Source organism: Rhodobacter sp. (assembly GCA_020637515.1).
Classification (GTDB): domain Bacteria; phylum Pseudomonadota; class Alphaproteobacteria; order Rhodobacterales; family Rhodobacteraceae; genus Pararhodobacter.
This window is the reverse complement of the sequence record JACKKG010000001.1, coordinates 2,355,976-2,377,546: the sequence shown is the minus strand read 5'-3', so window position 1 is coordinate 2,377,546 and position 21,571 is coordinate 2,355,976. Positions and strand designations below refer to the sequence as shown.

Here is a 21,571-nt window from a genome sequence, read left to right as displayed (position 1 = left end):
ATGGGTCCTCGGTGGTCGGTCATCTCTGATTGGGTCGTCCGGGACCATCAAAGCGTTCAAATTCCGTTTGCGTCAGGGGAAGGTCGGCCGACCTTTCCCCCCGTGACGCGCACGCGACGATTGATCGCAGGCCGCAACCTGCTAGCCTGACCCGGCGCGCGACTGCCCGAGGGAGGTATCATGTCAGACGTCACGCCGAGCCACGCCCCGCCATCCACGATCCCCGAGCCCACCGACCTGACACTCCAGTCGCTGCGCGAGGCCCTGGCCGCGGGATGGCGCGATTTCACCCGCGCCCCGCTTTACGGCGGATTGTTCAGCGCGGTCTACGTGCTGGGCGGGCTCATCATGTATGCGATCTTTGCAGCGGCCGCGGCGGAATACTGGTTCATCCCCATCGCCGTCGGCTTTCCGATCCTCGCGCCCTTTGCCGCGACCGGCCTGTACGAGGTCAGCCGCCGCCTGGAAACCGGCGCCCCCCTGGGGCTGCGGTCGGTCTTTGGCGTGGTCTTCGCGCAAAAGGACCGGCAGGTGCCCTCGATGGCGATGTTCATCCTGCTGGTCTTCATGTTCTGGGTGTTCCTGGCGCATACGATCTTTGCGCTGTTCTTCGGCCTGCAACCGATAACCCAATCCACCTGGTCGATGCTGGTCACGGGCAACGGCGCCGTGATGCTGCTGGTGGGATCGGTCATCGGCGGGGTCATGGCGGCGATGTTCTATGCCCTTACGGTGGTCAGCCTGCCGCTGATCCTGGACCGCGAGGTCGATTTCATCACCGCGATGATCACCAGTTTCGGCTGCGTGACGCGCAACCCGGGCGTGATGAGCCTGTGGGCGGCGCTGATCGCTGTCGCGCTGTTCGTGGGCATGGTGCCCCTGTTTCTGGGCCTGTTCATCGTGTTGCCGGTATTCGGCCACGCGACCTGGCATCTCTATCGCCGCTTGTTGCCGCCCGAAGGGTAATCGGCTGCGACAAAACGAAAAACGGGGGGCCAGCGGCCCCCCGTTCCCGTTTTTCCAGGATCCGGCGCTTACGGCGTGGCCTTGGTGTCCATCGGCGGCTTCGGCACCGGGCGCGAGGCACCCGAATCCGCCTGGGCCGGGCGCGGCTGCGGCGCGGCGGCCGGCTGCGGCGCGGCAGTCGGGCGCGGGGCGCTGGCGGCCTGCATGGGCGCGCCCTGCGCGGCCTGCTGGGTCTTGCCGGCGGCCAGCGGGTCGTCCTGACGCTGCACCGAGCCCTCGAAATGGGCGCCCGATTCGATGGCGATGGTCTTGTGGATGATGTCGCCTTCGACGCGCGCGGTCGAGGTCAGGCGCACCTTGAGCCCGCGCACGCGGCCGATGACCCGGCCGTTGATGACGATGTCATCGGCCACGATCTCGCCGCGGATGGTGGCGCTTTCGCCCACGGTCAGCAGATGCGCGCGGATGTCCCCATCGACCACGCCCTCGATCACGATGTCGCCCGACGTGCGCAGATTGCCCGTGACCTGAAGATCGGCGGACAGCAACGAGGCGCCCGGCTTGGCCTTGGGTGCGACCGAGGACGGCACGCCGCTCATGCCGCCCAGATCCAGCGACGGGCGCGGCACCGAGGTCGAAACCGGAGCCTGGCTACTGGTCTCGGGCGCGCGCGGCGCCTCGGGTCGCCCAGCGGTTTCGTTGATCCTGGTCTTAGAAAACATTCTGTGCTGCCCTTATGTAGGTCATTGGGTTGATGGGTCTGCCGCCAACTCGAATCTCGTAGTGCAGGTGGGTGCCGGTAGACCGGCCCGTGCTGCCCATACCACCGATCGTATCCCCGCGCGAGACCCTTTGGCCCTGCCTCACGGCGATGCTATTGAGGTGCCCGTAGCGCGTCTCGAAACCAAAGTCGTGCTGAAGGATGACGACGTTGCCATAGCCGTTCTGACGGCCGGCAAAGGTGACGACGCCGTCCGCCGTGGCGTGGATCGGCTGCCCGCGGGACCCGGCCAGGTCCATCCCCTCGTGCATGCTGCGCCGGTGGGTGACCGGATTCACGCGCTCCCCGAAGGGCGAGGTGATGTGGATCGACGGAATCGGTTGCGCAAAGGGCGTGCGTTGCAGGGCAACGCGATAGGTGTCGATTTCGGCCAGCGCGGACAGGACCGAATTCGCGCGCACTTCGTCGCTCATCGGGTCCAGCGCGCCGGTGGTCGAGATCGAGATCGGCGTCAACGAGGCCGAGCGCGTCTGATACCCCGCGCGCACCTGTTGCAGGATCGAATCGACCGAAAGGCCGGCCGCGCTGAACATCCGTTCCAGCGGCTGCATCGAGGTTTCGACCGCGTCTTCAAGCTGTGTGAATATGCGCGTGTTGCGGTCCTGGATCAGGCGATACTCCATCGCCAGATGCTGGATCTGCTGCGCGGTGTTGTCGGCCAGGGTGCGGGCGGCCTCGCGTTCGTCGGCGGTCTGGTTCAGCGCCGTCAGCACGAAATCCAGCGTCTGCTCGACCTCGCCCAACTGGGCGTTGGTGGCCAGCAACTGGCTGTTCGCATCGGTCGATTCCAGGTCCGCCAGCCGGCTGTTGGCCTGATCGCGCTGATCGAGCGCCGTGCGCAAGGAGGTTTGCAGCGCGTCGATTCCGCGCGCCAGTTCGGCGTTGCGCTGCTCACTGGCCAGGATCGTCGCCTGCATCGAGGCCACGCGGTCCATCGCCTCACCATAGCGCTGATGCGCGGCCTGGGCCTCGGCCCCGGCGCGATCGCGCTGCGCGGCCAGTTCGTTCAGGCGTTCCTCGAAATAGCTCTGCTCGCGGCGGGCGCTTTCGCGCAGATCGTTCGACCCGACAACATCGAAGAACAGGATCGACGTGGCGATCAGGCTCCAGGCCATGTAGCCGGCGGTTCCGGTCAGGATGACGGCTTGCGCCACCGGGCGCAGCCGGACGAAACGGGTGCTCGTATCCGAGCGCAGGAACAGGCGCTTTTCCGGCAGATACCGTTCCAGCGCGGCGTTCAATCGGTCGATCCAGCCCCTCACATGTCCCCCTTGCGAGTCGCGGCAGTAATGCGGCCCCGCGCGCGCAAGCGCGTGGCTTTCGTGCAACTGTTATCCACCAACCGTTTCCCGGGCAACCTTTTTGAAACCTGTTGCATCGCCGCATCGCCCGATCCCGGTCGGATTCGGCGGAAAACCGCCCAACGGATCGGCTTATCCCCATCTTCCCCGGGGCTTAGCGTGAAAGGCGATCCGTGTTTGCGGGATGCTCTTCGGCCAGGGGCCAGTAGAAATCGGGGGGAATGCCCGCCTCGGCGCGCTTTTCCTCGTTGAAGGGGGGCTTGAGCGCGCCGTGGAAATAGCGCCGGACCAGCGCGTGAAAGGCATCCTTGGGGTCCTGGTCGGCGCGGCCGCACAGGAAATGAAACCATTTCGCGCCATAGGCGACATGGCCCACTTCCTCGGCATAGATGGTTTCCAGCGCCGCCACCGCATTCGCGATCCCGGCCTTGCGAAACAGCGCGATCATGCCCGGGGTCACATCAAGCCCGCGCGCCTCGAGCACCATCGGCACCACCGCCAGACGGCCCAGGAGATCGTCCCTGGTGTCGGCGGCCGCGCGCCACATGAAGGCGTGTGCGGGCAGCGCGCCGTAATGCGACCCCAGGCTTTCCAGCACGTCGCAGACCAGGTTGAAATGCCGCGATTCCTCGGCCGCGGATTTCACCCAGTCATCGTAAAAGCCGATCGGCATCCGGGTGTCGGTGAACCGGGCAACGATGTCCCAGTGCAGATCCACGGCATTGAGTTCGATATGCGCGACGGCGTGCAACAAGGCGATGCGCCCCGCCGCCGATCCCGGCCGACGGCGCGGCATGTGCCGGGGCTCCAGCAATTCGGGCTTTTCGGGCCGGGCGGGAAAGTCGGGCGCGTCGGCCCGGCCAATGGGCATCGGCTGGCCGGCGGCGCGGCTGGCGAACCAGGCGTCGGCGCAGCGATGCGACAGCGCGGTCTTGGCGCGCCCGTCCGCGGTGCGCAACACCGCCACGGCGCAGTCCGCCAGCGTCTGGGGCAGGTCGCTCATTCCTCGGCCAGCGCGATCAGGGCGGCGCCGGCTTCGACCTGCTGGCCCGGCTGTGCCAGAACCTCGGCCACGGTGCCGTCGCGGCCGGCGGTCAGGGTGTGCTCCATCTTCATCGCCTCGAGGATTGCCAGGCGCGCGCCCTTTTCCACCGCCGCGCCGGGTGCGACGAACACCGCCTTGACCAGCCCCGGCATGGGCGCCAGCACGACCCCCGCCCCCGCGCCGTGGTCGAGATCGCGCAGCAGCGGATCGGGCTGCGTGAAATGCACCGTCGTCGCGCCAAAGACCGACACCCGATCGCCCCGCCGCAACGCAACGCCCGGCGCCCGGCGCCCGGCGATCCACCACTGCCCGCCCCGGTGTTCCGCCGTCAGCTGGGTGTCATCGACCCGCACCGTCCAGCCCGCCCCCGTGCGGGCCACCGCGCAGCGACAGGTCGTGTCGCCGGTTTCCAGCGTAACCGCCTGCCAAAGCGGCGTCCATTGCGTGAACCCCTGCCCCGGCGCGGCCCCCAGCGCGGTCAGCGCCGCCAGCGCCACGGTTTCGGCCCGCAGCGCCGGCGGTGCGATCAAGGCCGCCAGGTCGCGCCCGATGAGGCCCGTATCCACCTGCCCCGCCGCGAACCCCGCGTGCCGCGTCAGCGCGCCCAGGAAATCGAGGTTCGTCACCGACCCCGCGACCTGCGTCGCCGCCAGCGCCGCGGAAAGCCGTGCCAGCGCGACCGCGCGCGTGGGGCCGTGGGCGACGATCTTGGCGATCATCGGGTCATACCACGGACTGATCGTGTCGCCCTGCCGCACGCCGGATTCGATCCGCGCGCCCTCGGGAAACCACAGGTGATCGAGGGTGCCGGTCGCAGGCAGAAAGCCTGCCGGCACGTCCTCGGCATAAAGCCGGGCCTCGAAGGCGTGGCCCGTGATGGTCAGGTCCTTTTGCCGCGCGGGCAGGGATTCGCCGGCGGCGACGCGAATCTGCCATTCCACCAGATCGACGCCGGTGATCTCTTCGGTCACCGGATGTTCCACTTGCAGGCGGGTGTTCATTTCCATGAACCAGAACCCGTCAGGCCTGAGCCCGTTCGAGCCGTCCACGATGAATTCGACCGTGCCCGCGCCCTTGTAGCCGATGGCCTCGGCCGCGCGCACGGCGGCCTCGCCCATCGCGGCGCGCATCTCGGCGGTCATGCCCGGCGCGGGCGCTTCCTCGATCACCTTCTGGTGGCGGCGCTGCAACGAGCAGTCGCGCTCGAACAGATGCACCGCGCGGTTGCCGTCGCCAAAGACCTGCACCTCGATATGGCGGGGTTGCTGGATGTATTTCTCGATCAGCACGGCGGCATTGCCAAAGGCCGTCGCGGCCTCGCCCTGCGCCGAGGTCAGCGCATCGGCGAAATCGGCCGCCCGTTCGACCAGCCGCATCCCCTTGCCACCGCCACCCGCGACGGCCTTGATGAGGACCGGGTAGCCGATTGCATCGGCCTGCACCTGCAAATGCGCGGGGTCCTGATTGGCGCCCATGTAGCCCGGCACGACCGGCACGCCGGCCTTGTCCATCAAGGCCTTGGCGGCGTCCTTCAGCCCCATCGCCCGGATGGCCGCCGCCGAGGGGCCGATGAACACCAGGCCCGCGGCCTCGACCGCCTCGACGAAATCGGGGTTCTCGCTGAGAAACCCATAGCCCGGATGGATCGCCTGCGCGCCGGTCTCGTGCGCGGCGGCGAGGATACGGTCGGCACGCAGATAGCTGTCGGCCGGGCGCGGGCCACCGATGCGCACGGCCTCGTCCGCCAGGGCGACATGCAGGGACTCGGCATCGGCATCGGAATAGACGGCGACAGTGCGCAGGCCCATCGCGCGCGCGGTGCGGATCACCCGGCAGGCAATTTCGCCCCGGTTGGCGATCAGGATCGTGTCGAACATGGCAAGGCTCCTGTCAGGACGGCCGGCGCCGGGGCTGTGCCCCGGCCCGGTTGCGTGGTTTCGGCAAGATTGGAACGCTGGGGCGCGACGGACGGCGCCGGGCGCGCGGCCCCCTCGAGGGTCAGTTGCAGATGTCGCGGGTGCCACGCTGCAAGGCGCGGTTCACCGACTGACCGTCGGCAAAGGCCAGCGCCACGCCCTGCGGCGCACGCAAGGCGAATTGCAGGTCGTCCGCCAGCCAAAGCCGGGCCCGCAGGGCCAGCATGGCGCGAATCCCCGCAAAGGCCTCGGTCATGCAGCGCGCGCCCAGGATGGGCGGCGCCTGGACGCCCAGCAATTGCACCTCGACCACCGAACCCAGCGGCGACGCGGCAGGCTGGCGCGAGGCAAGCTGCGGCAAGAGCGAGGCCCCCTGGATCGCCCTGTTCCCGCCGTTCGTATCCGTGCAGTTCAGCAGCAGAGTGTTGGCGCTGCGCACGCTGAGCAAGCGGCAGCCCGTGGTTTCGGCCGTCCGCAGACCCGTCAGGAAATCCAGAACCGGGGGGGCCATCAGCAGCAGCAGCACCGGCACCAGCAGCACCCACCAGCGCGAGATCCGCCGCGACCGCAAGACCGGCCTGCGACGCGCCTGCCCCGGCTTCTCGACCGGCCCGAACGGATCTCCACGCCCCAGGGATCGGGGCGTCGAACGAAACGAAAGGAAACGGGCTACGCGGGACATAGCGCCCGTTCTGCCGGATTTTTCTGGCAGAATTTTGGCAGCCCATGCCTGAAAAGTTGCGTTTTTCAGTCACATCCGGAACACGCCGAAGCGCGTCTCCCCGATCGGCGCGTTCAACGCCGCCCGCAACGACAGCGCCAGCACCTGCCGGGTGCGGCGCGGGTCGATGATCCCGTCGTCCCACAACCGGGCCGAGGCATAAAGCGGGTGCGACTGGCGCTCGAACATCGCGATGGTCGGGCGCTTGAAGGCGGCTTCCTCGTCGGCGCTCCAGGCACCGCCGGCGCGCTCGATCCCCTCGCGGCGCACCGTCGCCAGCACCCCCGCCGCCTGTTCGCCGCCCATCACCGAAATGCGGGAATTGGGCCAGGTCCACAGGAATCGCGGCTGATAGGCGCGCCCTGACATGCCGTAATTGCCGGCCCCGAAACTGCCACCCACCAGCATGGTGATCTTGGGCACCGAGGTCGTCGCAACCGCCGTCACCATCTTGGCGCCGTGGCGCGCGATCCCCTCGTTTTCGTATTTGCGTCCGACCATGAAGCCGGTGATATTTTGCAAGAAAACCAGCGGGATGCGCCGCTGACTGCACAATTCGACGAAATGCGCGCCCTTGATCGCGGCCTCGCTGAACAACACGCCGTTGTTTGCCACGATCCCGACCGGACAGCCCTGGACATGGGCGAATCCGGTCACCAGCGTCTCGCCAAAGCGCGGTTTGAATTCGTCAAAGCGCGAGCCGTCCACAACCCGCGCGATCACCTCGCGGATGTCGTAGGGCGTGCGCAGATCGGCCGGCACGGCGCCCAGGATTTCCTCAGGGTCATAGGCCGGGTCCTCGGGCGATTGCCATTGCACCGTGTCGGGCTTGCGCCGGTTCAGATGGCCGACGGCGCGCCGCGCCAGCGCCAGGGCGTGGGCGTCGTCCTCGGCCAGATAGTCGGCCACGCCGGACAGCCGCGTATGCACGTCGCCGCCGCCCAGATCCTCGGCGGTGACGACCTCGCCCGTCGCGGCCTTGACCAGGGGCGGCCCGGCCAGGAAGATCGTGCCCTGATTGCGCACGATGATCGTCACATCGGACATCGCCGGGACATAGGCCCCGCCGGCCGTGCACGAGCCCATGACGACCGCGATCTGCGGAATGCCGCGCGCCGACATGTTGGCCTGATTGTAAAAGATCCGGCCGAAATGGTCGCGGTCGGGGAACACCTCGTCCTGGTTGGGCAGATTGGCCCCGCCCGAATCGACCAGATAGACGCAGGGCAGATTGTTCTCGGCCGCGATTTCCTGCGCGCGCAGGTGTTTCTTGACCGTCATCGGGTAATAGGTGCCGCCCTTCACGGTGGCGTCGTTGCAGACGACCATCACGTCCAGCCCCATCACCTGACCGATACCCGCGATCATCCCCGCCCCGGGCGCGGCGCCGTCATACATGTCATGCGCCGCCGTTGCACCGATCTCGAGAAAGGCGCTGCCAGGGTCCAGCAGGTTGGCGACGCGGTCGCGCGGGGGCATCTTGCCGCGCGCGACGTGGCGGGCAACGGCCTTTTCGCCGCCGCCGGCGCCAGCCAGCGCGGCGGCCTCGGCCACCAGATCGAGCGCCTGGAGATGCGCGGCGCGGTTCGCCTTGAAGGTCTCGGACCCGGTCAGGACATGCGAAGACAGTTTCATGGATTTTCCTCCAGAGCGCGGCGTTTCAGGTCCTTGCGGATGATCTTGCCCGTCACGGTCATCGGCAGATCGGTTTCGAAACGCACCTCGCGCGGGACCAGATGGGCGCTGAGACGGGTGCGGATATGAGCCTGCAAATCGGCCTCGGTGACCTGGGCGCCCGGCTTCAGCACGACATGGGCGCGGATGCGTTCGGTGCGCTCGGAATCGGGTACGCCGATCACCGCGGCCAGCGCCACGGCCGGGTGCCGGATCAGGCAATCCTCGATTTCCGAGGGGCCGATGCGATACCCGGCCGAGGTAATGACATCATCCTCGCGCCCGACAAAACGCAGATAGCCGCCGTCGTCCCAAAGACCGCGGTCGCCGGTCAGCATCCAGTCGCCGCGGAACTTTTCGGCGGTGGCCTCGGGGCGGTTCCAGTAGCGCAACAGCATCGAGGCCGACCCGCGCCGAACCGCGATATCGCCCTCGACCCCCGGCCCCAACGGACCGGCCGGGCCCAGAACCGCCAGATCGTGCCCGGGCACCGGCTTGCCGATGCAACCCGGGCGCGGCGGGAACAGGCTGCCGGCGGAACTGGCGATCATGTTGCATTCGGTCTGGCCGTAGAATTCGTTGATCGTCAGGCCAAAGGCGCGCCGCCCCCAATCCAGCATCTCGGCGCCCAACGGCTCACCGCCCGAGGCCACTGAGCGCAGGCCCGGCAGCGCCATGTCCGCCGCCTTCAGCATCTTCAGCGCCGTAGGCGGGAAAAACACATTGCGCACCTGGCCCGCGACAAGGACCGCGCGTGCGGCCTCGGGCGTGAATTTGGGCAGCCGCGCGGCGACCACGGGAACCCCCAGCGCCAGCCCCGGCATCAGCACATCGAACAGACCGCCGATCCAGGCCCAGTCGGCGGGCGTCCAAAGCACGTCGCCCGGTTGGCCCAGCCGATCGTGGCTGATCTCGACCCCGGGCAGATGCCCGGTCAGCAGCCGATGCCCGTGCAACGCCCCTTTGGGCGCGCCCGTCGTGCCCGAGGTGTAGATCAGCACCGCCGGGTCCTCGGGTCCGGTGTCGGCGGGGGCGATCGCGGCGTCGGTCAGCGTCAACCATTCGGGGACAAGGGCCGTGATGCCGTCCAGCAGGGGCGCGCCCTCAGGGTCGGTGACGACATGCCGCGCCCCGGAATCGGTCAGCCGCACGCCCAGGGCATCGGGGCCGAACAGCTTGAACAGCGGCAGGCTGATCGCGCCCAGCGTCCAGATCGCCAGATGCGCGGCGGCGCACCAGGGGTCCTGGGCCCGCAACACGCCGACCCGGTCGCCGGGCGCGACACCGCTGTCGCGCAGCGCACAGGCCAGCGCGCGGGTCATCCGCGCCAGCGCGCCATAGCTCACATCGCGCCGGTCGCCGGCCGACAGGTCGATGATCGCCACCCGCGCGGGCTGGTCCTGCCAGTCGAAACAGGCCTGCCGGGCCATGTTCAGCCGATCGGGAATCCGCCAGTGGAACCCCTGCATCAGGGCGTCGTGACCACCGGTCGGGGGCAAGGTTGGCCGCATCACTCGACCCTCGCCTGGCGTTCCAGCCACAGCGCGTGCCGCGCCGTCAGCTGCAAGTCGCAATCCGCCCCCTCGAACCCCGCGTGCACCCCGTCCCATTGCGCCATCCGCCAGCCGCAGGCCGCATCGCGATAGGCGGCAAAGCCGGCCTCGACGGCCTCGAGCGAGGGTTGCGGTTCGGGCCAGCCCAGACGCGCGGCGCGGGCCATGATCTCCGGCGCGCGCGGGCGCAAGATGGCCAGCGCGGCCTCGGCCCGGGCGCGCCAATAGGCGGTCTCGGCCCCGGCGCACAGCCCCTGCGCCATGGCACCGTATTCGGAAACGCAAAGCCGCGCGCCCATCCCGATGCATCCCTCGGCCAGATCCGAGGCGCTGCATTGGTCCAGCACCATCGCGTTGACAGCGGGGGCGTCGTCCTGCGCCTGGGCCGGCCAGGCGGCCAACAGCATCCAGACCCACAGGCGCATCAGTCGCCCCCCAGCGCCCGCACCAGCGCGCGCAGCTCGAAGCTGCGCTCTGCGGTCATGCGCAACACGCAGTGCGCGCCCGTGATCTGCCTGAGACTGCCGCCCCCCGGCAGCGCGTAATCGACCGCGCAATTGGCGTCACGGTAGGCAATCCAGGCGCGCTGGGCATCGCGCAGCCGCGCGGCGCGGACCGCGTGATCGGGCGTATCGGCGGCATCGACACGGGCGGATTCGGCGCGGGCACGGGTGTATTCCTCGTTCAAGAGGCGATCCCAGGCGTCGCGCTCGGCCATCAGGCATGCGCTCATGCCAAGCGTTGTCTGGCCCTCGGGCGTCGCCTCCATGCAGAACCGCGCGGCGTTGCCGATGCAGGTGCGATCGCCGATCTCGAGGCACTCGACCGCCCCAGAGGCCGCCCGGTCCAGGGGCGTCTCGGCCCAGGCCGCAACGGGCAACACAAGGGCGATCGCCAGGGCCTTCATGCCATCGCGCCCATCATTTCGCGTCCCACCAGCATCCGGCGAATTTCGCTGGTCCCCGCGCCGATTTCCATCAGCTTGGCGTCCCGGAACAGCCGTGACACCACGGAATCGTTCATGAATCCCGCGCCGCCCATCGCCTGCACCGCCTGATGCGCCTGCACCATCGCCTGTTCGCTGGCATAGAGGACGCAGGCGGCCGCGTCCTGACGAGTCACCTCGCCGCGGTCGCAGGCCTTGGCGACCTCGTAGACATAGGCCCGGGCCGAGTTCATCGCCGTATACATGTCGGCGATCTTGCCCTGCATCAGTTGGAAATTGCCGATCGGCTGGCCGAATTGCTTGCGGTCGCGCAGATAGGGCATCACCTCGTCCAGACAGGCCGCCATGATGCCCGGCCCGATCGCCGCCAGCACCACGCGCTCGTAATCCAGGCCCGACATCAGGACGCGCACGCCGCGGCCTTCCTCGCCAAGGATGTTCTCGAACGGCACTTCGACATCCTCGAACACCAGTTCGGCGGTGTTCGAGCCGCGCATCCCAAGCTTGTCGAAATGCGCGCTGGTCGAGAACCCCTTCATCGTCTTTTCGACCAGGAAGGCGGTGATGCCCTTCGATCCGGCCGCGGGGTCGGTCTTTGCGTAGACCACCAGCGTGTCGGCGTCGGGGCCGTTGGTGATCCAGTATTTGGTGCCGTTCAACACGAAACGGTCGTTCTTCTTTTCCGCGCGCAGCGTCATCGACACGACATCCGATCCGGCGCCGGCCTCGGACATGGCCAGCGCGCCGATCTTGGCGCCGCTGACCAGGTCGGGCAGATAGGCCGCCTTTTGTTCGGGCGTGCCGTTCAGCTTGATCTGGTTGACGCACAGGTTCGAATGCGCGCCGTAGCTCAGGCTGATCGAGGCCGAGGCGCGGGCGATTTCCTCGACCGCGACGGCGTGCGCCAGATAGCCCATGCCGGCACCGCCGAATTCCTCGGACACGGTGATGCCCAGAAGACCCAGCGCGCCCATCTCGGGCCACAGGTCATTGGGGAAGGCGTTGGTGCGGTCCACCTCGGCCGCCAGCGGCTTGACGCGGTCCTGCGCCCAGCGGTGGACGGTTTCGCGCAGGGCGTTCACATCGTCGCCCAGGTCGAACTTCATGGATGCGGTGAACACGGGCGGGCCCTCCCCCTTCGAATTGAACGTGTGTTCAATAAATGCCAGCCGCGAGGGATTCGGTCAAACGAAATCGGCGCGTCCGGGCTGGCCGTGACGCGCCGTCCTGTCGCCAGTCCCCGGGGGGATCACCGAAACAGCAGCAAGACCGTGACCGCCAGCAGGCCCGCCATCACCCGCAGGAAGATCTTCCAGGCCAGCGGCGCCGACAGCAGCGCCGTCAGCAACGATCCGGCCGCGGTCCAGAACAGGCAGACGCCCAGGTTCAGTGACGAAAACGCGGTCGCGAGGCGCAGGGCCTCCCACACCGGGGCAAGGCCCGCGCCATAACCGGCCGAGGCGGCAAAGGCGACGGCCCAGACCTTGGGGTTGATCCACTGGAACAGCACCGCGCCGACAAAGGACAACGGCGCGTCGTCGGGGTCATGGGCGGCGCGCGGCCGGGCCGAGGCCTTCCACAGCCCCCAGGCCATCCACAGGATGAACGCCCCCGCCCCCAGCCTGAGCGCGGTGTTCAGCATCGGCGAGGCCGCGACCACGGCACCGACCCCCAGCGCGGTGACGCCGGCCGTGATGCCCACCCCCAGCACCACCCCGAAGAGATGCGGCAGGGTGCGGACAAAGCCGAAGCGCACGCCCGAGGCGGTCAGCATGATGACATTGGGTCCCGGCGTGAACAGGCCGAGGAAAACGAAGCCGTAGAGCACGGGGTCGAAGATCATGACGCCTCGGACAATGGGAAATCGGGCGGCGAAGGGGTCGCCGCCCGTCAGGATCTAGTCCCCAAGCGCGAGGCTTGGCAACCACAGAACCAGCGCCGGGAAGACCACGCACAGGAACAGCCCCAGCACTTGAAGCGCCACGAAGGGAATGATGCCCTTGTAGATCATCTGGATCTTCACCTCGGGCGGCGAGACGCCTTTCAGGTAGAACAGCGCAAAGCCGAAGGGTGGCGTCAGGAAGCTGGTTTGCAGGTTCACCGCGACCAGGATCAGGAACCAGATGACGATCGGGTTCGACACGCCCGACCATTCGCCCACATGCCCGCCGAAATCCAGCAGGGCGACGATCGGGGCAAAGATCGGCAGCACGATCAGCGTGATCTCGATCCAGTCAAAGAAGAACCCCAGCGCGAAGACCATCGCCATCAGCACGAACAGGATGGACCACGGCCCGGCCGACGAACTCTCGATGAATTCGACGATCAGATGCTCGCCGCCGATCGCCTTGAACACGAAGCTGAACGCGGTGGCGCCGACAAAGATGCCGAACAGCATCGCCCCGGTCAGCGCCGAGCGATAGCAGACGTCCTTGAACGTCTCCCAGTCGAGGCGCCGGTTGAACCAGGCCAGCAGCACCGACCCCGCGGCACCGACGCCCGAGGCCTCGGTCGGGGTGGCGAGGCCGGCAAAGATCGACCCCAGCACCGCCAGGATCAGGAAGATCGGCGGCAGGAAGCTGCGGAAGATCATGCGCCAGAACTCGCCCCGGGTCGCGGGGCCGATGTCATCGGGCATTGGCGGCGCCAGATGGGGTTTCCAGCGGCACAGCAGGAAGATGTAGACCGTATAAAGCCCCGCCAGCAGAAGGCCCGGAACGATCGCCGCGATGAACACGGTGCCGACCGGCACCGAAAGCAGGTCCGACATGATGACCAGCATGATCGACGGCGGGATCAGGATCCCCAGCGTGCCGGACGCCGCGATGGTCCCGGTCGCCAGCGGGATCGAATAATTCGCCTTCATCATCACGGGCAGCGCCATCAGCGTCATCATGACGACCGAAGCGCCGATGATGCCGGTCGTGGCGGCCATGATCGTGCCCATCAGCGTGACCGACAGCGCCAGCCCTCCGGGGACGCGGCGCAGCAGCACCTGAAGCGCCTCGAGCAGGTCGGTGGCGACGCCGGATTTCTCCAGCATGGTGCCCATGAAGGTGAACATCGGGATCGCCACCAGCACCAGGCTGGCCATCGTGCCGCCGTAGATCCTGAGCGGCACAAGCTGGATCTGATCCAGCCGGAAGACCCCCGCCCAATCGCCCAGAACGGCGAAGAACAGCGCGGTGCCGCCCAGGATGAAGGCCACCGGATAGCCGGTGAACAGCACCACGGCCAGCACGCCGAACATGATGAGCGGCAGGAAGTAGATGAGAGTGTCCAACATGATCGCTCTTTCCGCTCAGGTCTGGGCCGGTTGGGCGTGGTCGGCGTGGCCGGCGTATTGCCCCGAGGCCGCCCGCATCGACGACGGGCCGAACAGGTAGACCACGCATTTCAGCGCCGCCGACAGGCCGGCCAGCGCCACAAAGACAAAGCCGATGGGCAGCATCCCCTTGATGATGAACCGGTGCGGCAGGCCGGTCAGCGCGTCGGACCCCTCGCCGATGTGAAAGGCGCGCATCGCGTTCTCGGTGCCGTATTCGATGACCACATAGCAATAGGGCACCATGAACAGCAGCGCCCCGGCCAGTTCGATCCAGGCGCGGGTGCGTGGCGCCAGGTTGTCGCGCACCAGTTCGATGCGGACATGCGCGTCCTTGACATAGCCATACCCCAGCGCCAGCAGGAACAGAACCGCGTGGAGATGCCACTCCATTTCCTGCAACCGGGTCGAGGAGAAGGTGTTGTAAAGCCAGGTGTCGGTGAAATCGGGGTTATAGCCCAGATACTTGCGCTGCATGACATCGTATAGGATGATCAGCATCATCGGCACGAACAGGAACGCCGCCAGCTTGCCAACCCGTTCGCAGGCCACGGCCAGCCCGTCGGCGGCCTCGAGCATGTAGCGATAGCCGCCCTCGCGCGCGCGGCGCAGCGCCAGCGCCGCCATCACGACGAAAAACACCGTCACCGCGATCAGCAGCGGCGTCGCGTAGGCCACAAGGGGCTCGAAGAAGTCGAGCGTGGCCTGCGCCGCTTCCCAACCGTCGCGCTGGCGCCGCACCAGGCGCGCCAACTGGTTCAACTGCGTCTGCGTCAGCGACAAGGGCGTCGCGATCATGACCGAGGCCCAGCCCAGCAGCGTCGCCGCCGCGAACCAGCCCGGCCGCGCGCGCAGCAGCCAGGCGCCGACGTGTGAAATCAGGATCGTCCCCAGCGCCCAGAACACCAGCATCGAGGTCGGATCGACCACGACGATGACGAATGATGCGGCAATGGTGATGACCGACAACAGTGTTCCCATGCTGTCCTGTCCCCCGTGATATGCGGAAAAACGGGGCGCCCCGGCCTGCGGGGCACCCCTGTGTTCAGCCTGCCAGACGATCAGTCCAGATAGGCCAGATCGCGCCAGCGGCGATAGTTCTGCCGGAAGGTGGTGTAGCTTTCGTAGACGCGGGCGAAATCCGCATCCTCGGCCACCAGTTCGGCCGCGACCTCGTCCCAGGCCGCTTCCAGCGCCGCCAGGTCCTCGTCGGACCAGCGGTGGATCTGCACGCCGTGCTCTTCCTCGAGCTGGCGCAGCGCATCGACCTGGATCGCCTCGCCCTCGGCCAGGCCATAGGCGATGTTGGCGTCGCAGACGGTGTTGATCATCAGCTGCGTGCGCTCGTCGAGCGATTCCCACAGGTCCAGGTTGATCATCAGGTCAAAGAACGTGGACTGCTGGTGCCAGCCCGGGAAGTAGTAGTGCTGCGCCACCTGGTAGAAGCCCAGGTTCAGGTCGATCGCCGGCATCGAGAATTCGGTCGCGTCGATCGTGCCGAGTTCCAGCGCCGGGAAGATGTCGCCGCCCGCCAGAAGCTGGGTCGAAACGCCCATGCGCTCCATCACCTTGGCGCCCAGGCCGAAGAAGCGCATCGTCAGGCCGCGCAGGTCCTCGACCGAGTGGATCTCGTTGCGGAACCAGCCCGAGGCCTCGGGCGCGATCACCGCGCAGATCACCGAATGGATGTTGTGCGGCTCGTAGAGTTCCTCGAGGAACTGCTCGCCGCCGCCGAACTTCAGCCAGGCCAGGTATTCCGACGCGCGCGGGCCAAAGGGCACGGCCGCCAGCAGTTGCAGCGCCGGAACGCGGCCCGCCCAGTAGCCGGGCGTGGACCAGCCGGCCTCGACCGCGCCCGAGCCGACGGCGTCGAACACTTCCAGCGCCGGAACGACGCCGCCCGGGTTCTGGAAGGTCACCTCGATCTCGCCGCCGGTGATGGCGGTGATCTGCTCCGCGATGCGGATGCCGAGCGCGCCGAGCTGCGGCAACGACCCGGCATAGGTCGATTGCAGGTTCCAGTGCTGTTGCGCCTGTGCGCCACCAGCAACCATCGTCGCGACCAGAGCGGTCGTGGTCAGGATCTTTTTCATGTCTCACTCCCTGTTGGCGGGCCTGGTCCGGTGCGGCTTGTGCCGATCCGCGGTCTCGCCTGTTCATGCGAACATGAAGGGGTCCACGGGTCAACCCGGCGAACCGGGAAGGCGCAGAATCTCCTCCATGCCTCAAGAGGTAAAATAACCTTACCAATTCTCCAAGGAAAAAGTGAGCTTTCCTCCGAATTCCCCTGATTCAGGCGGCGCGCGGGATGATTGTCAGCCAGATTCCGGCCTTGGCCCGAACGGTCAGCTGCGCTTGCGGAACCGGGCTTTGCGCCGGGACCGGGGCAAAGCGAAACGCCTGCGCCATCAAGGCCAGCAGCAAGGGCCCCTCGATCATCGCGAATCCGGCGCCCGGGCAGACGCGCGGCCCGGCCGAAAACGGCAAGAACCCCTCGCGCGCCGCCGCGCGCCCGGCGGGCGTGGACCAGCGTTCGGGACAGAAGGCGTCGGGATCGTCCCACAATGCGCGATGCCGGCCCAGGTGCCAGGGGCTGATCACCACCTGCGCCCCGGCGTTGACCGCCCTGCCCCGGAACGTGGCCGGACAGGCCGCCTGGCGCACCATCATCGGCACCGGCGGATAAAGCCTGAGCGCCTCGCGGAACGTGTCGCGCGCCAGCGTCAAGCGGCTGACGGCACCGAAATCGGGCGCCGCGCCCAATTCACGCCCGGCTTCGGCGGCCAGCGCATCCTGCAACCCGGGGTCCAGCGCCAACAGATAAAGCGCCCACCCCAGCGCCGAGGCCGAGGTCTCGTGTCCGGCCAGAAAGAACACCGCCACCTGATCGACCATCTCGGCGTCGTCAAAGGGGCGGCCCGTTTCCGGATCGGGGGTGGTCATGATCTTGGTCGCCAGGTCGTCGGGCGCGGTGCCGGCGGCAATGGCGGCGCGCCGGGCCTCGACAAGGTCGCGGGTCAGGGCGCGGATACGGCGCGCGGCGGTCAGCGTCGCGCGCCGATGCAGCCGCGGCACCCAGCGCGGAAGCGGCAGAAAGGCGGCGAGATTCAGCAAGGGCTGCGTGCCCTGGAACGCGCGAAAGGCCCGGAACACGGCGCTGGCGGTGGCGTCCTCGATCGGCATCGAGAACAGCGTGCGGAAAATCACGTCGGCGGTGGCGTGGCTCATCTGCGGTTCGACATCGACCGGCGCCGGCCCCAGCGCCGCCAGCCGATCGACGGTCGCCCGCCCGGCCGCCAGCATGGCGGGAAAGGTATCCCGCAGGCGCCCGCCCTCGAACGCGGGATCGATGATCCGACGTTGCCGGCGCCAGACCTCGCCGTTGGTCAGAAACACGCCCTGCCCCAGCAACGGCTCCAACCCGGCGGCCATGCGGGGCGATTTGGGGAAATTCAGCGGCTCTTGCGTCAGCACGCGGCGCCACAGCGCGGTTTCATTCACCAGAAAGGTGTGCAAGAACGGGATCCGGAACTCGGCCATCTTGGCACCATAAAGGCGCTCGGGGTTCGCCGACAGGATATCGCGCCGAAAGTTGCGCAGGTAGCGCCAGAAGGCAAAGCGCCCCTGCCGCGAGGCGGGTTTGGGGGGCACGATGCGCGTCACGGCAGGCTCCGGTGCGGGGAATAAGCGCGGGCCTCGCGGCTGGGGGATGGCGCGCGGTCGCGGTAGCGGTCGGACAGCAGCACGGGGCCAGCGGTGATCTGGAAATAGTCGTAGTCGCGCGGATGCTCGAACGCGGCCAGATACTGGATATGCAGGCGGAAGAACTGCCGCTTGATCGCGGCCCATTTTTCCGCAGCCAGCGTTTCGGAAAACGCGGCCGAGAAAACCAGCGGCCCGGTCTGGTCCGGGGGCGCCACGCCGCAGACTCCGGGCGGGTCGGTCAGCCAGAAGCTGACGCCATCGGCCTTTGCGGTGACATCGACCCAGGCGACCGACCGGCTGGCGGCGAGCTGGCGCAGGTCCGCGCGCAGGCGTCGCGCGTCGGGCAGGAAGGCCTGCATCGGGATCGCCTGGCCCAGCGTCAGCAGGGCCAGCCGCGCCCCCCCCTGGGGCAGGCCGCGCCGCTCGACCGCTGCCGCCAGCGATACCGCCAGCGCCGCGCCCGAGGAATGGCCAACCACCAGGACCTCGTCGCAATCCTCGTGCAGGGCCTGGGCCACCTGATCCGCGAACCCGTCGAGACGGGCCTGCAACGCCGGACCATAGGCCCCGCGATGCGCTGCCACCTGGGCGAAGTCATAGAGCAGGTAATAGGCGAAAAAGCGGGTATCCATCCGCCGGAACGCCTGCAACACCGCCGCGACCGCCAGCGCCCCCAGAACCGGCCCCGGCAGGTGCCCCCAGGCCCCCGGCATCAGCGACACCACCGCCCACCACACCAGCCCGCCCGCCAGCAGCGCAACCAGAAGCTGGCCGGTCAGCATGACGGCGGGCCAGGCGGCGGCCAGCATGGTGCCTGGCCGCAGCCGCACCATGGCCGCAATCGCACCGGTCGCCAAAAAGGTCCACAGCGTGCGCGCCAGCAGCAGATAGGTGCCCAGAACGCCGCGTTTCATCGACGCCTGCACCAGATCGGACCAGACCAGCACCTGCACCCGGGCCTCGGTCCGGGCGCCGCCGATCACGGTCTCGACCCGCCAGACGTAGCCCTTCGAGCCCGCCTCGGCCTGCATGTCGATGCTGTAGCCGCTGATCGCCGCCTGGGCCGCGCCCTCCTTGCGGTAGAACTCGCGGTAGCGGCGCGGCGGGAACGGGTCGTAGCCCGGCACATAGAACACCCGCCGCTTCCGCACGCGCCTGCTGCCCTGATCGCCCATGCCTGCACACTCCTGCCTTGGGGGCAGGCTACGCGTTTTCGCGGCGGCTGGAAACCCGGACGACGGCGCGGCGCGGCTACTGGACATAAGTGTCCAGTATGCTATCGTCGGGACCGAAGCAGCCGCGAGACACCATGGAAACCCCATACCGCCGACGCCGCCACAGCGGCCCCCGCGCCACGGTCCGGCAACCCGATTACCGCCAGTTGCGCCACCCGTTCCTGCCCCAGCCGGTGTTCACCGAGGACCGCATCGCGGCGATGCACGAGGCGGCGCTGGGGGTGCTCGAGGATCACGGGATCAAGGTGCTGCTGCCCGAGGCCGTCGCGCTCTTTGCCCAGGCCAGCGCGCGGATCGACGGCGACCAGGTGCGCCTGGGCCGCGACATCGTGTCCGAGGCGCTGGCCCGCGCGCCGCGCAGCTTTGCGCTGCACGCCGGGGACCGGGCGCGCGACCTGACCATCGAGCCCGGCACGCTGACCTTCCTGGCGGGCTCTGGCGCGCCCAATTGCAGCGACGCGCTGCGCGGGCGCCGCCCCGGGACGCAGGCGGATTTCGAGGAACAGCTGAAGCTGGTGCAGGGGTTCGACGCGATCCACTACACCGGCCCCACCGTCGAATCGCAGGACATCGACCCCAGCCTGCGCCATCTGGCGGTCACGCGCGCGCAACTGACCCTGACCGACAAGGTGCCCTTCGTCTATGCCAGGGGCACCGCCCAGGCCGAGGATGCCTTTGCCATGATCGCCACGGCGCGCGGCCTTGGCGACCTGCGCGGCGGGGCGCATTGTTATACGGTCATCAACTCGAACTCGCCCCGGCAACTGGACGGGCCGATGTCGCAAGGGCTGATCGATTTCGCCCGCTGGCGCCAGCCCACGGTCATCACGCCGTTCTGCCTGATGGGGGCGATGGCGCCGGTCACCGTGGCGGGCGCGCTGGTCCTGCAACACGCCGAGGCGCTGGCGGGACTCACCCTGGCGCAACTGGCCGGACCCGGGGCGCCGGTGCTGTATGGCAGCTTTGCCTCGAACGTGGACATGAAGTCGGGCGCGCCGGCCTTTGGCACGCCGGCGCATTTGCAGGCAACGCTGGGCGCGGGCCAACTGGCGCGCCACATCGGCCTGCCCTGGCGCTCGGGCGCGGGGTCGGCGGGCAACGCACCCGACGCGCAATCCGCGCAAGAGGCGGTGATGGGGCTGTGGGGCTCGATGCTGGCGCAATCGACGATGATCGTGCATTCGGCGGGCTGGCTCGAAGGCGGGCTGACCTTTGGCTACGAGAAATTCATCATCGACATGGAGGCCGTTCAGACGCTGGCCGAGCTTTGCACCCAGCCCGCCGCCGATGACGCGGCGCTGGGCCTGGACGCGATCGCCGAGGTCCCGCCGGGGGGCCATTTCTTTGCCGCCGCGCATACCATGGCGCGTTATGAGACGGCGTTCTACGAACCCCTGGTCGCCGATCTGCGCAACCACGGCCAATGGACCGAGGCCGGTGCGCCGCTGACCCAGGAGCGCGCGCTGGCGGTCTGGCAGCAGAGGCTGGCGGCGTATCGGGTGCCCGACGCCTGCGCCGGCGTGGACGAGGCACTGGCCCCGTTCATCGAACGGCGCACGCGCGAAGGCGGGGCGCCGCCGGTCGGCTAGCCGATTCGGCCGAGGGCGGGAAAGGCCTCGATCAACCAGAAGGAAAAGGCCGACAGCCAGCCGGTGATCAGCGCCAGCCCCACCAAAACCAGCAGCACGCCCATCGCCTTTTCGATCACGCCCAGCCAGGGCTTGATGCGGTTCATGACCCCCATCGCGCGGCCGATGAACACCGCCGCCAGCAGGAACGGCAGTCCCAGCCCCAGCGCATAGGCCGCCAGCAGCGCGGTGCCGCGCACGACCGACCCCTCGGACGCGGCCAGCGTCATGATCGTGCCCAGGATCGGGCCGATGCAGGGTGTCCAGCCAAAGGCAAAAGCCAGCCCCAGCACATAGGCGCCAAAGGCGCTGCCGCCGCGATTGCCGGCGTCGATCCGGGCCTCGCGCATCAGAAAACCCAGCCGGAACAGGCCCAGGAAATGCAGGCCCATGACGATCACGATGATCCCCGCGACGGTCTGGAATTCGTTGCGATAGGCCGTGAACAACCGCCCCAGGCTCGAGGCGGTAAAGCCCAGGAACAGGAAGACGGTGCTCAACCCCATGACGAAGAACAGCGCCGGGATCGTTGCCGCCGAGGGGCCGCGCCGGGTCTCGGTCATCTCGCGCATCGAGATGCCGGACATGTAGGCCAGATACGGCGGCACGATCGGCAGCACGCACGGGCTGAGAAAGGACAGGAGCCCCGCCAGAAGCGCCACCATCAGGGACGGCATCAGGGCCGCGTCGAAGAGGTCGATTCCGAACATCGGGGGGTTCCTTTCCGGGCTCCCTGATAAACGCGCGCCCCCCGGAAAGTCACGGGGGGCGCGCG

Annotated in this window: 19 protein-coding genes; 2 read left to right on the top strand and 17 right to left on the bottom strand. The window is 68.2% G+C overall.

Annotated features, from left to right (window positions below; all coding sequences use genetic code 11):
- Positions 1-180 precede the first annotated feature (180 nt).
- Positions 181-966 (top strand): DUF2189 domain-containing protein, encoded by a 786-nt coding sequence (locus H6900_11665; GenBank protein MCC0073934.1) that lies wholly within the window; start codon positions 181-183, stop codon positions 964-966.
- Between the two features lie 68 nt (positions 967-1,034).
- On the opposite strand, the gene H6900_11660 is transcribed toward H6900_11665, so the two are convergent.
- The 16 genes from H6900_11660 to H6900_11585 all read right to left on the bottom strand — a co-directional run bounded on the left by H6900_11660 (position 1,035) and on the right by H6900_11585 (position 19,108).
- Positions 1,035-1,688 (bottom strand): polymer-forming cytoskeletal protein, encoded by a 654-nt coding sequence (locus tag H6900_11660; GenBank protein MCC0073933.1) that lies wholly within the window; start codon positions 1,686-1,688, stop codon positions 1,035-1,037.
- A complete protein-coding gene (locus H6900_11655) occupies positions 1,678-3,009 on the bottom strand; it encodes a peptidoglycan DD-metalloendopeptidase family protein (protein ID MCC0073932.1) in 1,332 nt (443 codons plus the stop codon). Before H6900_11655 ends, H6900_11660 begins: the two co-directional genes overlap by 11 nt.
- A gap of 193 nt (positions 3,010-3,202) precedes the next feature.
- Entirely contained in the window at positions 3,203-4,051 is an 849-nt protein-coding gene (locus H6900_11650; protein ID MCC0073931.1) for a ferritin-like domain-containing protein, read from the bottom strand.
- Entirely contained in the window at positions 4,048-5,970 is a 1,923-nt protein-coding gene (locus H6900_11645) for an acetyl/propionyl/methylcrotonyl-CoA carboxylase subunit alpha (GenBank protein MCC0073930.1), read from the bottom strand. Before H6900_11645 ends, H6900_11650 begins: the two co-directional genes overlap by 4 nt.
- 121 nt (positions 5,971-6,091) lie before the next feature.
- On the bottom strand, positions 6,092-6,580 hold the full coding sequence (locus H6900_11640; protein ID MCC0073929.1) for a hypothetical protein: 489 nt from the start codon (positions 6,578-6,580) through the stop codon (positions 6,092-6,094).
- Positions 6,581-6,760: 180 nt separating this feature from the next.
- On the bottom strand, positions 6,761-8,365 hold the full coding sequence (locus H6900_11635) for a methylcrotonoyl-CoA carboxylase (protein ID MCC0073928.1): 1,605 nt from the start codon (positions 8,363-8,365) through the stop codon (positions 6,761-6,763).
- Positions 8,362-9,915: an AMP-binding protein gene (locus H6900_11630; protein MCC0073927.1), complete on the bottom strand. Its 1,554-nt coding sequence runs from the start codon at positions 9,913-9,915 to the stop codon at positions 8,362-8,364. The genes H6900_11635 and H6900_11630 overlap by 4 nt, the downstream gene beginning before the upstream one ends.
- Complete coding sequence (locus H6900_11625; protein ID MCC0073926.1) at positions 9,915-10,382, bottom strand: DUF1311 domain-containing protein; 468 nt, start codon at positions 10,380-10,382, stop codon at positions 9,915-9,917. The genes H6900_11630 and H6900_11625 overlap by 1 nt, the downstream gene beginning before the upstream one ends.
- Positions 10,382-10,864: a DUF1311 domain-containing protein gene (locus H6900_11620; GenBank protein ID MCC0073925.1), complete on the bottom strand. Its 483-nt coding sequence runs from the start codon at positions 10,862-10,864 to the stop codon at positions 10,382-10,384. The genes H6900_11625 and H6900_11620 overlap by 1 nt, the downstream gene beginning before the upstream one ends.
- Positions 10,861-12,024, bottom strand: coding sequence for an isovaleryl-CoA dehydrogenase (locus H6900_11615; protein MCC0073924.1), 1,164 nt, complete (start codon positions 12,022-12,024; stop codon positions 10,861-10,863). The genes H6900_11620 and H6900_11615 overlap by 4 nt, the downstream gene beginning before the upstream one ends.
- 128 nt (positions 12,025-12,152) lie before the next feature.
- Positions 12,153-12,746 (bottom strand): LysE family translocator, encoded by a 594-nt coding sequence (locus H6900_11610; protein MCC0073923.1) that lies wholly within the window; start codon positions 12,744-12,746, stop codon positions 12,153-12,155.
- A gap of 54 nt (positions 12,747-12,800) precedes the next feature.
- Positions 12,801-14,189: a TRAP transporter large permease subunit gene (locus H6900_11605; GenBank protein MCC0073922.1), complete on the bottom strand. Its 1,389-nt coding sequence runs from the start codon at positions 14,187-14,189 to the stop codon at positions 12,801-12,803.
- Positions 14,190-14,204: 15 nt separating this feature from the next.
- Positions 14,205-14,807, bottom strand: a complete 603-nt coding sequence (locus H6900_11600) for a TRAP transporter small permease subunit (protein ID MCC0073921.1) — start codon at positions 14,805-14,807, stop codon at positions 14,205-14,207.
- A 482-nt stretch (positions 14,808-15,289) separates the two neighbouring features.
- A complete protein-coding gene (locus H6900_11595) occupies positions 15,290-16,321 on the bottom strand; it encodes a TRAP transporter substrate-binding protein (GenBank protein MCC0073920.1) in 1,032 nt (343 codons plus the stop codon).
- A 199-nt stretch (positions 16,322-16,520) separates the two neighbouring features.
- Positions 16,521-17,882: a cytochrome P450 gene (locus H6900_11590; protein MCC0073919.1), complete on the bottom strand. Its 1,362-nt coding sequence runs from the start codon at positions 17,880-17,882 to the stop codon at positions 16,521-16,523.
- Between the two features lie 5 nt (positions 17,883-17,887).
- Positions 17,888-19,108: a hypothetical protein gene (locus tag H6900_11585; GenBank protein MCC0073918.1), complete on the bottom strand. Its 1,221-nt coding sequence runs from the start codon at positions 19,106-19,108 to the stop codon at positions 17,888-17,890.
- Between the two features lie 134 nt (positions 19,109-19,242).
- Between H6900_11585 and H6900_11580 the strand changes: the two genes are divergently transcribed.
- Complete coding sequence (locus tag H6900_11580; GenBank protein ID MCC0073917.1) at positions 19,243-20,757, top strand: trimethylamine methyltransferase family protein; 1,515 nt, start codon at positions 19,243-19,245, stop codon at positions 20,755-20,757.
- Here H6900_11580 and H6900_11575 read toward each other — a convergent pair.
- On the bottom strand, positions 20,754-21,506 hold the full coding sequence (locus tag H6900_11575) for a cytochrome c biogenesis protein CcdA (GenBank protein ID MCC0073916.1): 753 nt from the start codon (positions 21,504-21,506) through the stop codon (positions 20,754-20,756). The two genes, H6900_11580 and H6900_11575, sit on opposite strands and share 4 nt — an antisense overlap.
- Positions 21,507-21,571 lie beyond the last annotated feature (65 nt).